The 12,773-nt window shown below is 38.0% G+C and carries 13 protein-coding genes; all 13 read right to left on the bottom strand.

Translation table 11 applies throughout. The features are described from left to right. Positions 1–2: 2 nt before the first annotated feature. The gene (locus ACQKNC_RS05170) at positions 3–1,283 is read right to left on the bottom strand and encodes a flagellar hook-length control protein FliK (RefSeq protein ID WP_427423792.1); all 1,281 of its coding nucleotides are present in this window, start codon (positions 1,281–1,283) and stop codon (positions 3–5) included. Positions 1,284–1,307: 24 nt separating this feature from the next. Further along, positions 1,308–1,916, bottom strand: a complete 609-nt coding sequence (locus ACQKNC_RS05165; protein ID WP_427423932.1) for a MotE family protein — start codon at positions 1,914–1,916, stop codon at positions 1,308–1,310. Between the two features lie 4 nt (positions 1,917–1,920). Beyond that, positions 1,921–2,370 carry a flagellar export protein FliJ gene (gene fliJ / locus ACQKNC_RS05160; RefSeq protein WP_427423790.1) on the bottom strand — a complete coding sequence of 150 codons (450 nt, stop codon included), beginning with the start codon at positions 2,368–2,370 and terminating at the stop codon, positions 1,921–1,923. A 1-nt stretch (position 2,371) separates the two neighbouring features. Continuing rightward, positions 2,372–3,697 carry a flagellar protein export ATPase FliI gene (gene fliI / locus ACQKNC_RS05155; RefSeq protein ID WP_427423789.1) on the bottom strand — a complete coding sequence of 442 codons (1,326 nt, stop codon included), beginning with the start codon at positions 3,695–3,697 and terminating at the stop codon, positions 2,372–2,374. 5 nt (positions 3,698–3,702) lie between these two features. Further along, positions 3,703–4,491, bottom strand: coding sequence for a flagellar assembly protein FliH (gene fliH / locus ACQKNC_RS05150; RefSeq protein WP_427423788.1), 789 nt, complete (start codon positions 4,489–4,491; stop codon positions 3,703–3,705). Beyond that, a complete protein-coding gene (gene fliG, locus ACQKNC_RS05145) occupies positions 4,484–5,497 on the bottom strand; it encodes a flagellar motor switch protein FliG (protein ID WP_427423787.1) in 1,014 nt (337 codons plus the stop codon). The genes fliH and fliG overlap by 8 nt, the downstream gene beginning before the upstream one ends. Before the next feature lie 15 nt (positions 5,498–5,512). Continuing rightward, positions 5,513–7,105, bottom strand: a complete 1,593-nt coding sequence (gene fliF / locus ACQKNC_RS05140) for a flagellar basal-body MS-ring/collar protein FliF (protein WP_427423786.1) — start codon at positions 7,103–7,105, stop codon at positions 5,513–5,515. Between the two features lie 479 nt (positions 7,106–7,584). Further along, positions 7,585–7,890 (bottom strand): flagellar hook-basal body complex protein FliE, encoded by a 306-nt coding sequence (gene fliE / locus ACQKNC_RS05135; protein ID WP_427423785.1) that lies wholly within the window; start codon positions 7,888–7,890, stop codon positions 7,585–7,587. A 22-nt stretch (positions 7,891–7,912) separates the two neighbouring features. Beyond that, positions 7,913–8,374 carry a flagellar basal body rod protein FlgC gene (gene flgC / locus ACQKNC_RS05130; RefSeq protein ID WP_427423784.1) on the bottom strand — a complete coding sequence of 154 codons (462 nt, stop codon included), beginning with the start codon at positions 8,372–8,374 and terminating at the stop codon, positions 7,913–7,915. Positions 8,375–8,377: 3 nt separating this feature from the next. Continuing rightward, a complete protein-coding gene (flgB, locus tag ACQKNC_RS05125) occupies positions 8,378–8,770 on the bottom strand; it encodes a flagellar basal body rod protein FlgB (RefSeq protein ID WP_427423783.1) in 393 nt (130 codons plus the stop codon). Positions 8,771–9,950: 1,180 nt separating this feature from the next. Then, on the bottom strand, positions 9,951–10,730 hold the full coding sequence (codY, locus tag ACQKNC_RS05120) for a GTP-sensing pleiotropic transcriptional regulator CodY (RefSeq protein WP_049668434.1): 780 nt from the start codon (positions 10,728–10,730) through the stop codon (positions 9,951–9,953). An 87-nt stretch (positions 10,731–10,817) separates the two neighbouring features. After that, positions 10,818–12,215, bottom strand: a complete 1,398-nt coding sequence (hslU, locus tag ACQKNC_RS05115; protein ID WP_427423782.1) for an ATP-dependent protease ATPase subunit HslU — start codon at positions 12,213–12,215, stop codon at positions 10,818–10,820. Next, a complete protein-coding gene (gene hslV / locus ACQKNC_RS05110) occupies positions 12,215–12,760 on the bottom strand; it encodes an ATP-dependent protease subunit HslV (protein ID WP_049668432.1) in 546 nt (181 codons plus the stop codon). Before hslV ends, hslU begins: the two co-directional genes overlap by 1 nt. Between the last annotated feature and the right edge of the window lie 13 nt (positions 12,761–12,773).

The following is a 12,773-nucleotide window of genomic DNA, read 5'->3' as shown; positions in this document are numbered from 1 at the left end:
AGTTACACCTCCTCACTTATTAAATAGTCACTAAACGATTTACCTTCATCATCATCGTCGTTTTTTTGCTCTTGCTCATCTTCCTGTTGTTGCTTAAAGAAATTATTGAAGAAGTTTTGATCGCGTTGTTGGCGATCTGCGTTTTGCAATGATTGGGCAATATCGAGACGATCAATTTGAATATTTTGCTGTACAAAGGCTTGCTTTAATTGATGTGCCTGGCTATCAAGTAATTCACGTCCTTGAGCTGTTGAAGCAAGTAGGCGTGCTGTGAGGACACCATCATTTTGCACAAGCTCGATACGTATTGTTCCTAGATTTTCCGGATACAGTTTCAATGTTAAGCGTGTAATACCTTGTGCATTAGAGATTTGGGCTCTATTGATGATTCCTTGCATCTCTTTCAAAAATGCCTCAGACTGTCCTGGTTTTGCTGCTGGCAATGTAATTTGGAACGTGTCTGCCTTTGTTTGGACTGTATTTGAAGTCACTATTTCATTAGCACTTGTGTCTGTCTGTTTTGTAACTTGAACTTGTTGAACTACCTTCTGAAAACCTGGCAACGGAAGCGTTACTGTTGTTTTAGTTGTTACCTGCTGTTCAGATTGAGTCGTCTCTACTTGTGTTTGTATCGTTGTTAAAAGACTCTTTATGTTAGTTAGCAAGTTTTCCTGTGGTGCTGTTAAGTCCGTTTTTTGCCCAACTAATTGTGCTAACTTTAACACTTGAAGCAATGGCGCTACTTCTTTCGGTGTCACTTGCCCTTCACCTTGTATAGCTGCTGCGACTTGTGCTTGAAGCATTGGTGCCTGAGCATCTACTATTGCTAAAAGCTCCCATACATCTTTTGCTTCTTTATCCTCTCCTAGCAACTGTTGTACTAATTTTTGAAGTTGCTCGGTATCAATCCCTAATGCATCCTTTAGGTTATCAAGATTTAACATCTCATCTAAAGCAACAGCTTTGCCCTCTTCACCAATTTGAAGCATTAACAAGCCATCGTCGTGTGGAATACCCAGTAAGTCTAGTACGTCTTCTATAGAATCAGCATTTAAAACTGCTGTCATATCAGAAGTGTCTTTTATATCTGTTGGCTGTGTTGGCTGCTGTTTTTGATTTGAAGAAGAAATAACCTGTCCAAAAACTGAACCAAACGTTGCTAAATTTTCTTTGCTCGCCGGTCCATTTACTTTAACATTGGAATCGCCTGGTGTTGCAGGTTTTGTAGCTGCTGTTTTAGTTGGTATAGCCTTAGACATCATTTGCATCATTGCCACATCCATCATTTCACCTCCTTTCAGATTTTCTTATTGTTTAGCCATCATTTCTGTATATTTCGCTGCATCTTGTGGATTCATTTTTTCTAGAATCGCTGCTAACTTATCTGGCTTTAAGTTTGTTAAAATACGTAGTGCTTCAGTATCGCTCATTTTAATAAGCACTGGCGCCGCTGCTTTAGGGGACATCTTATCAAATGTTTTTAAAATATCATTAAAGTCACGCTTTACGTCACTTTGCTCTCTATTTAATTTTTCAATTTCAAATTTCAGCTGTTCATTTTCTGTCGTCAACTTTTCTTTATCAGTTGTTGCTGTATCCATTTTCTTTTGCAACTGAGCGATTTCCGCATCTTTTTCTTGTACTTCAGCCTGTAAATTTACAACCTTCGAATCATTATTAACTACAGCATCTTTTGCTTGTTGTTCTTCTGAAGGAACGAATGGTAAGCTTTGAACTGCCTTCTTCCCTAAATCAAAGACATTCGTATTCATTAGGGTTGCAACAACAAGTAGAACTGCCGCCACAAACATGATAGGTATTACAAACCACGTAAAAAACTTTCGAAAGCCACCTGATTTACGTTTAGGCGGTTGTTCTACTAATTCTGTTTTAAGTCGATTGTCTGTTTTTGCCATGAAATCACCTGATTTCTCTCTTGTTATACGTAAGCGATGAAATTTCATCTAAAAAAATGCCTTCGATACGATCCTGTTCCTGCTGAAATACTTTAAAATCTTTTTCTCGCATTTTTTCAAATTTACGTACTTCCAAGTTTTTTTCTAATAATTTTTCTTCGTGCCAATTCATTTTTGCACGAGCTTGAACAACTTTCTGCTGTACATCAACAATTGTTTTTTCGAGGCTATCAATAAATCGTGCATAGTGATGAACCTCCTCTATTGATGAACCTACAGCTAAACGCTCCTGCTGAAACTCTATTAAATCTTCTTTCTTTTTTAACAAATCAAATAGCTTAGTTGCTACTTCTTCAAAAGAACGTACAGATTCTTTATAGGCAATTTCAGTTTCATTTTTTTCCTGTTCTCGAATGGTTAACACTTTTTCAAAACGATATATATAGCTGACCATCCTAGTTTCCACCACCGTTCGATAATGAAATTAACTCATTCATACTTTCCATAAGGGTCACTTTATCTAAATAGCCCTGCTTTAAATATGCGGTAATGAGAGGTTCATAGTAAATTGCTTCATCAATTTCTTTTGATGTACCTTTCTTATAAGCACCGATATTAATTAGATCCTCCGACTTGTCATATGTATAATAGAGCTCCCTTAATCGTTCTGCAGCCTTTTTATGTTCTGGTTCTGCCACATGATTCATCAAACGGCTGACGCTTTTTAATACATTAATAGCTGGATATTGACCTTTATTGGCAAGGTTTCGATCAAGAACTATATGACCATCTAAAATCCCTCGCACAGTATCTGCAATTGGCTCATTCATATCATCACCATCGACTAACACTGTATAAAAGGCAGTTATTGAGCCTTTTTCATTAGTACCTGTGCGCTCTAATAGTTTAGGTAAAATCGCGAATACAGATGGTGTGTATCCTTTTTGAGCTGGTGGTTCACCTGTCGCAAGACCAATTTCACGCTGCGCCATCGCAACACGAGTCACAGAGTCCATCATCAACATGACATTTAAACCGCGATTTCTAAAATATTCAGCAATTGCTGTTGCGGTAAAAGCTCCCTTAATGCGCATGAGTGCAGGCTGATCTGAAGTTGCAGCAACAACTATTGATCGACTTAAACCCTCAGGTCCTAAATCACGCTCTATAAACTCACGGACCTCACGACCACGCTCTCCAATTAGCGCAATTACGTTTAAATCCGCTTGCGTATTTCGCGCAATCATACCGAGCAATGTACTTTTCCCGACCCCAGAACCAGCGAAAATACCTACACGTTGTCCATTACCAACTGTTAGCATGCCATCTATTGCCTTGACACCTACTTCAAGTCTTTCATCAATAGGTGGACGTGTTAGTGGATTTGGTGGGTCCTGCTCTGTCGGAACGGACATTAATCCTTTTGGTAATACAGTTCCATCTATTGGATTTCCCATAGAATCAAGTACCTTGCCGATTAGCTCTGGGCCTACTTTTACCTCGAGTGGTGCCCCTGTACCTTCGACTAGGCAACCAATAGATATTTCTCGAAGAGAGGTAAAAGGCATTAAGACGACAATTTCATCTTTGAAGCCTACAACCTCTGCTAAGATGATTTGATGACCGTTTTTGGAAGTTTCCACATGAATTTTACAGACATCACCAATGGAACTATCTGGACCTTGCGACTCAATCATCAAGCCGACAACTCTAGTTACTCTACCAAATTTTTTAAAGGTTGGTATTTGAGGAATTTGTTCGATTAATTGAGCCGTTTTCATCTAGATCATTCCTTACTTTCTAATATTTCATGTAGCTTCAATCTTAGTTCATTTAATTGCTCATCAATACTTACAACAATACGGCCATAATTTGTTTCAATATAGCACTCTGTTTCATTTTCTAAATCCTCATTTACAAAAATCATAAATGGTACGTCAGTTGGGAACATTTCAGCCAGTTCATCTCGATTAGATGTAATCAGTGCATAGTAGGTAGGTGAAACGTAAATTTTTATTTCTTTCATTTCTCTCGCTTCTTTAAGCCCTCTACGAACGATTGAAACAAATAATTCATTGTCTCGCTCTAAAGATGCATCAATAATTCGTTCTGCTGCGGTTAAGCCTAGTTCTAAAATAATTGATTCCTGATCTTCGATATATTTACGGGCATTCTCCCTCGCATGAATGATTATTTCATTGGCTGTTTGGAGGGATTGTGCCATCGCTTCATTAGCTTTGTTTGTCCCATCCTCATAGCCTTGACCAAATCCTTCATCATAGGCCTCTTGCACTCGATTAGGTCGTTCTTCTTCCCAATCTTGCTTTAAATGCTCAATTTCCTGAAATAACATTTGCTTCTCTTGTTCAAAAGCCTCACGTTCAGCCTGTAAAGTAGCTCTAGCCTCTGCAAGTAAACGATCACGCTCTTCTAGCACTTCTTCTATAGTAATTTGTTTTTGAGGTGAAACTTCTCCATTTTCCACCTCATGCATCTCAAACATGTCACGAATTTGAATCTTTTTGACATGATCGCCATTGGACTGTGTATATACAGAACGGATGATTCTAGACAATGACGTCATCTCCTCCACCACGTGCAATAATAATCTCACCAGCATCCTCTAGGCGACGAATAACCGCAACAATTCGAGATTGCGCTTCCTCTACGTCACGTAAACGTACAGGCCCCATAATTTCCATTTCTTCCTTAAATGTATCAGCCATACGTTGTGACATATTGCGGAAAATAATATCTTTTACTTCTTCACTTGAAACTTTCATTGAAAGCAGTAAGTCTTCATTTTCACAATCACGAATAACACGTTGAATCGAACGGTTGTCGAGTGTAACAATATCCTCAAATACAAACATACGTTTTTTGATTTCTTCTGCAAGCTCTGGATCTTGAATTTCGAGTGCATCGAGAATCGTTTTTTCTGTTTGTCGGTCTACACCATTTAACACTTCAACAACTGCATCAACGCCACCCGTTTCCGTGTAATCCTGTGTCACAGTTGATGATAATTTACGTTCTAAAACAGATTCAATTTCACTAATAACTTCTGGTGAAGTTGATTCCATTACGGCTATACGTTTAGCAATATCCGCCTGTACTTCCTGTGGCAATGAAGATAAAATAACACCCGCTTGCCCTGCTTCTAAATAAGATAGAATAAGGGCAATTGTTTGTGGATGTTCATTTTGAATAAAGTTAAAAATTTGTGCTGGATCAGCTCTACGTGCAAAGTCAAAGGGACGCACTTGTAAAGAAGATGTTAGACGATTAATAATTGTTTGCGCCTGCTCTACACCAAGTGCTTTCTCCAATACTGTCTTCGCGTAACCAATACCACCTTGTGTAATATAATCTTGCGCAAGTGCAATGTTGTGGAATTCTTCAATAATTTCCTCTTTAACATTTGCTTCTACTTTTTTAACGCTTGAAATCTCTAATGTTAAACGTTCAATTTCCTCTTCTGTTAAATGTTTATAAACAGAAGCTGAAACCTCAGGCCCCAATGAAATTAACAAGAGAGCGGCCTTTTGTTTTCCGGTTAATTCTTTATCTTTCTTGGACACAGTCGAACCTCCTAGTTAGTCTTCCGCAATCCAACTACGCAGTAACTTCGCAAAATCGTCTGGCTTATCTTTTGCCATTTTTTCAAGCTGCTTACGACGCATTGTAGCTTCCGTTTCAATTTCTTCATTAATATCTTCAATCATTAGTTCTTCTTGTTCATCTAGGATACTAAGTTCTTCTTCTTCCTGCGCACGTTTACGTGAACGGATAATGAAGAATGCAAGCAATAATATTACAGCTAGTAATATGCCGCCGATTACCCAAACCCACCATGGAATAACAGATTTTTCGCTAGCTGTCTCTGTCGCTTTACCATTTAAAGGATGCACTGATACGGCTACTTTTTCATCGATTTGCTGTTGAGTGAGTTCAGCTGCTACATCTTTAGAAATCGTCGTACGAACAATAGTACTTAAAATTTTCTGGATATCCTCTTGGACCCCATTTGGTAACGTTCCCGCGTCAGTGGCTGTCGGTGGTTCAACAATTACTTGGATACCCATATCTTGAATTTTATATGGTGCCTCTTGAATTTCTTTGTTTATACGGTTTACTTCATTATTAATTGTCTCTTCAGTTTTTTCGTAATCCCCGTTACCATTTGCACCTTCGTTATACGTTGTGAAGTTATCTGTCGTCGTTTCAGCTTCAGGTGTACCAGTAGCTGCAGCTCCTGTACCAGAGTATTGTTCTGAAATACGTTGAGCACTTATAGCTATTCCTGCCATATTCTCTACGTCAACCGGCGTAACTAGTTTTTCTTCACGATTTTCTTTTTTGAAATCGATGTCTGTTGTCACAGAAACTACTACTTTGTCTTGTCCCATAAGTGTACCTAGCATACTCTGAACTTGTCGTTGTAGGTCACGCTCAATCAATTTCTTCGCTTGTAACTGACCTTCTGCTGTCGTTGTTGAAGTTCCATCAGTTGTTGCAGCATGTAGATCAAAGTACTCAGAAAACTGGTTAGAAATAACAATATTATCCGTATTTAAATTTGGAACACTTTTTGCTACTAAATTGTACATAGTCGCAATTTGTTGTTCTGTAAATTTATAGCCGGGGTCAGTATTCAAAACAATAGATGCTGTCGCTTCTTCTTTAACATCCTTTAAGAAAACTCCCTCTTCTGGAACGTTGATCATTACCTTTGCATCTTTTACACCATCTAGATTTTTAATGAGTTTTGCAACTTCTGTTTCAGTTGCTGCTTTTTTCAACAGATTAAATTCATTATCTGTCATACCAAACCCAGAGCTATTTGCAAAAGAGTAATCAATCGATCCTGTTTGCGGATATCCTTCCGATGCCAATTGCACTAACAATGAATCTACTTGATCATCAGGTACTAAAATTGATGTCCCTCCTGGTGCAATTTCATACTTTACACCTTGGGAGTCCAACGCTTCCTTCACTTGACCGATTTCTCTCGTCGATAAATCCTTATAAAGTGGTACATATGTAGTTTTTGTAGCAAAAAGTGTAATAAAGGTAGCAAGTGCTATAACCCCTAATACTGAACCAATCATTACAATTTTTTGTTTTTTACTACGACTTGTCCAAAATTGGCTGGTGTCGTTTTTTATTTTCGTCAATCGTTCATTCATTATGAATCCTCCGGTTATAGTGAATAACCTATCCATCTAATAATTCGCGAAAACAGTGATATCCCATAACATTCATTCATTATCACCATATCACCACCATAACGAGTTGATTTCCGTTCCGACTGGGCGCTTTCCTGGGGCCTCCAAAGAACCGCTTGAGCCAACAGATGTTTTTTGCGCGAAAGCGTAGTGCTAGCGAAGCGGCAGCAACACGATGTTGGTCACGAAGGCGTTATCACAGGACGTGATACTTTTAGCCTTAGTTCCCCTAAGTGCTCGTGCCGGGATCTCATCTGTAACGCTGATCCCCAAGGAGTCGCCCAGCCTTCATTCCAATCAACTTTATATACATGGCATACGTTTTAACAAATGTTATCCCAAACTTTTGGTAATGAACCTTTAAACATTCATTCAAAAAGTTGAAATTATAGGATATATTCTTTACTTCAATAGTGAATGTATCACTTGTTCAAATAAAGTTAGACACTCATTCGCATTATTTCTTGGTAAGCTTCAATCACCTTATTGCGAACTTCAATTGTTGCATTTAATGTAATGCTCGCTTTTTGTGATGCAATCATCACTTCGTGCAACTCTACATCTCCACCATTAATTAACTTTTGAGTAAGATTATCAGAAGTAATTTGTTGATCATTAACTTTCGATATTGCCTCTTTTAACGAGTTCGCAAAGCTTTGTTGTGCTTCATAAGGTGTCGTGTTAAGTTTTTTTGTTTCATTTACAACCTGCATAGGTGTCATTTGTGAAACGGACGAAATTGGCATTATGTATCTTCCTTTCTACTTATTATTTCCCAAGCTCTAAAGCCTTTGTCAGCATTGATTTATTTGCATTCAATACCGTTATGTTTGCCTCGTAAGAACGAGTTGCTGACATTAAATCTACCATTTCTTTCAATGGATCTACATTTGGCATATTTACATAGCCATCTGCGTTTGCATCTGGATGAGTTGGATCATACACAAGTTTGAAAGGTGTTTCTCTATCTTCTTTTATTTGTGTAACTTTTACGCCGTTGCCAACGCCACTTTTTGCGTTTTTACCAAGTGCGACATTAAAGAACTTTGAAAACTGTCCTTCTTGCGCTGATAACGTTACAGACTTCCGGCGGTATGGTTCCCACTCCCCATTCACTTGTCTAGAACGTGTTGAATCCATGTTTGCCATATTTGAAGAAATGACATCCAATCGTAAACGCTGTGCTGTTAAAGCTGAGGCAGTGGTATTCATTCCATGAAAAATAGACATCTATTACCTTCCTCCTTTAATAACCGTATTTAATGTATTTAACTTACCGTTCATACGTTCAACTAGTGCATTATAATAAATTTGATTTTCTGCTAATTTCGTCTGTTCAGCATCCATATCTACGGCGTTACCATTATTTCGATAACGTAAACCATCAATATTATACACACCAGGCGTTGATTGTCGAATCGCGAAATCATAATGTCTATTATCAGTACGATATGCCGAAATTGACATTTGTTTCTCATTCTCCAACATATCTTTAAAACTTACACTTTTCGCCTTATAGTTCGGCGTATCGACATTCGCAATGTTATTAGCGATTGTTTTATGATTCAAAGTTGCATAGGAAAGTCCTTTTTCCAGGCTACTAATAGTTCCTCCAAACAAATCCAAAACCTTCACCTCATTTTATGTACTTCTTATTTTATCCAATAATACAATTGTAATTAAGATGATACGTAGTGTCTATTGTCTTTTGTCACTTTTTACTAGTATATACGCCCTATTTTTCTTCCCAATTAACCAGGACAATACTTCCGCATCCCTTGCGCTGACTGGGTTCGCGGCAATTCATCTTCTTTCTAGTCAATTTACACTATTTCGACAGTGTTTACGATTTTATATTGGTTTTTTTCCTTTTTTTCAACATAATCAGTAGACACACTGTCTAAATTAGAGTTCCTTTTTACTATTTCAATTCAAGCTAGAAATATCCCATGATTTTCCTGAGGGATATTTCAAGACAGTCTTAACAAGTACCAATTGGAGCATACGATTTTTACATTTGTACTAATAGTAGCGCATATTCTAAAAATCTAATTTAGGGAGAAAGCAATAATGATAGCCTCCACGAGGGTTAAAAACTTACCTATCAAAAATAAGGAAAAGAATTAAAACATAGATGAATCCTCCCCCCTATTTAGTACTATATCATAGTTTGACTTAATTGAAGCAATGTAAATCAGCCGTGAACTCCGTCGAATCCTCGTCGAATTACGAAAAAGTTCAAAAAGGCATTTGGAATAAAATTATTCAAGATGCCTTCATGTTACTCATGAAATTTAGAAATCATATTTAATAAAGTATCCCCTTCGACAAAACGAAGAGTAATTCCCATTCCGACTAATCGCACTCCCAGGGGCGTCAGATGAACCGCTCGGACCAAAATGATGTTGGTCACGAAGGCGTTACCACAGGACGAGATGCTTTTAGACTTTGTTCCTTCACCGACTGACTCACTCAAGGATCTCCTTTGTGGCACTGTAATCCCCAAGCAGAAGTTCAGTCTACACAACAATCAACCCACTTGCTTAATTCGTATCTTTCTAGAATATCACTCACTCATATTTATAGTGATAAAATCGAAATTTCAGCAATAATATTTATCTCTGTTTGAAAGTACAATACTAACGTAGGAGGAATGGGCTCAACGCTCACCCACAGGAAAGCAAGAAGCCTGGCAGAGCACAACATTTACAAGGATTTCATTTTTTTGTTTTATTTAACACAAAAAAGGCATCTGGAACAAATTTATTCCAGATGCCTTACGCCGTTCCAAAAGAACGTTTTATTATTATTTCATTTTAATCTCAGCTAATGCATTTAAGAATTTATCGTTCAGTACTTTAATGTAAGTACCTTTCATACCTAAAGAACGAGATTCAATTACACCTGCAGATTCTAGTTTACGTAATGCGTTTACGATTACTGAACGTGTAATACCTACACGGTCTGCAATTTTCGAAGCAACAAGTAAGCCTTCATGTCCATCAAGCTCTTCAAAGATATGTTCAATTGCCTCTAACTCACTGTATGAAAGAGAATTAATTGCCATTTGTACAACAGCTTTGCTACGAGCTTCTTCTTCAATTTCCTCAGATTTTTCACGTAAAATTTCCATACCAACTACTGTTGCACCATACTCAGCTAAAATTAAATCATCATCCTCAAATTGTGAAGATAAACGAGCAAGAATTAATGTACCTAGACGCTCACCACCACCAACAATCGGAACAATCGTTGTTAATGCGTTTTGGAATAGCTCTTTGTTTTCAACTGGGAAAGCAGTATGTTCGTCATTGATATCTAAGTTTGAAGAAGTTTCAGAAATTGTAAACAAGCTATGTGTATATTCTTCTGGGAATTGACGCTCTTCGAACATCTTTTTCATACGTTCGTTTTCAATTTGTTGGTGAATTGAAATGCCTAAAAGCTTCCCTTTACGGCTTACAATATAAACATTACTGTCTATGATATCCCCTAATGTATCTGCCATTTCTTTAAAGTTTACTGGCTTACCAGCAGATGCTTGGAGCATCGAGTTAATTTTACGTGTTTTTTCTAATAAATTCATTATATGTTCCTCCTATAAATAATCCGAAGAGTATTTACTTAATATTCTAAAGGTTTTCACAACTGAATGAAACTATTCAGCCTTATCTTACAATATAAACTGTGACAAATCTTTGTTTTTTACTATACCTGCAAGTTTTTGATCTACATATGCAGCTGTAATCGGAATATTTGCAGGCGCAATTTCAGCAGCCTCAAACGATAACTCTTCCAGCAAGCGTTCTAAAATTGTGTGTAAACGTCGAGCTCCAATATTATCAGTCTCCTGATTGACCTCGGTTGCAATTTCTGCAATTCTTTCAATCGCGTCTTCCGTAAAGCTTATTTCCACACCCTCTGTTTCTAATAATGCTTTGTATTGCAGAATAAGTGATTGGTCTGGCTCTTGCAAAATACGTACAAAATCTTGTTTCGTTAATTTTTCAAGCTCTACTCGAATCGGGAATCGACCTTGCAATTCTGGAATTAAATCTGACGGCTTTGACATATGAAATGCTCCAGCAGCAACGAAAAGCATAAAGTCTGTTTTTACAGCACCATACTTCGTCGTTACAGTAGAGCCTTCAACGATTGGCAGAATATCGCGTTGTACACCCTCACGTGATACATTTGCAGAAGAGTTACCTTCCTTACTAGCGATTTTATCAATTTCATCAATAAAAATAATACCTGACTGTTCGGCTCTTGAAATAGCTTCTTGTGCAACTTCATCTGCATCTATGAGCTTACTTGCTTCCTCGATTGTTAAAATACGGCGCGCATCTTTCACTTGAACACGGCGTTTCTTCTGCTTTTTAGGCATCAAACTAGATAGCATATCTTGCATACCACTGTTTGCAGACATATCCATGCCCGTTCCTTGTAACGCATCAAAAATAGAAGGATTTTGTTCCGTTACTTCAACTGTAACCCATTCATTTTCTAATTTACCGTTACGTAAATCGATAGCGATTTGCGCACGTTTGGAGCGTACTTCAGTTTCTTCTGAGGAATCGTCATTGCCTTGCTGTTCTTTCCCACCAAATAACATTTCAAATGGATTTTGCATGGACTGTTTTTTTCGTAAGGAAGGAACCAATAGTTTAACTATAGCTTCGTTTGCTAATTCTTCCGCTTGGTCCTTCACAGACTCCATCATCTCTTCTTTTACAAGACGATGAGAAGCTTCTACTACATCACGTACCATTGACTCTACGTCACGTCCAACGTACCCTACTTCTGTAAACTTCGTTGCTTCTACTTTCACAAATGGTGCATTCGTTAGCTTTGCAATTCTTCTGGCAATTTCAGTTTTTCCGACACCTGTAGGTCCAATCATCAAAATATTTTTCGGAATTACTTCAGCCTTCATCTCATCACTTAATAGTGAGCGACGATATCGATTACGTAATGCAATAGCTACCGCTCGCTTCGCTTCATTTTGTCCAACGATATAACGATCCAAATGCTCAGTAATTTGTCTTGGCGTTAAATTATTTTGTGTCATTAGTTAAGCGCCTCCACGATAATATTATGATTCGTAAACACACAAATCTCAGCAGCGGTTTCTAATGCTGCTTCTGCAATTTCGCGAGCAGACATTGTATCACCCGCATATTTTTTCAGAGCACGTCCTGCTGATAATGCATAATTACCTCCCGAACCAATTGCCAAAACTCCATCATCCGGTTCAATTACTTCTCCCGTACCCGAAACAAGAAGGAGCGTACTTTTATCCATTACAAGTAGCATGGCCTCTAATTGACGCAGCATTTTATCACCGCGCCATTGTTTGGCAACTTCTACTGCTGCACGTTGTAAGTTGCCATTGTATTCATTTAACTTTCCTTCAAACATTTCAAAAAGTGTAAAAGCATCGGCAACCGATCCTGCAAATCCAGCAAGTACCTGCCCATTAAACAGACGTCTGACCTTCCTTGCTGTGCCCTTCATTACAACCGCATTCCCTAGGGTTACTTGACCATCACCTGCCATAGCGCAACCTCCATTATGATGAACTGCAAATATCGTTGTCGCATGAATTTGTCCCATTTGCCTTCCTCCT

It is taken from the genome of Lysinibacillus sp. NPDC094177, assembly GCF_050279145.1.
GTDB lineage: Bacteria > Bacillota > Bacilli > Bacillales_A > Planococcaceae > Lysinibacillus.
The sequence above is the reverse complement of the archived record's forward strand: the minus strand, read 5'-3'. Positions and strand labels throughout refer to the sequence as shown.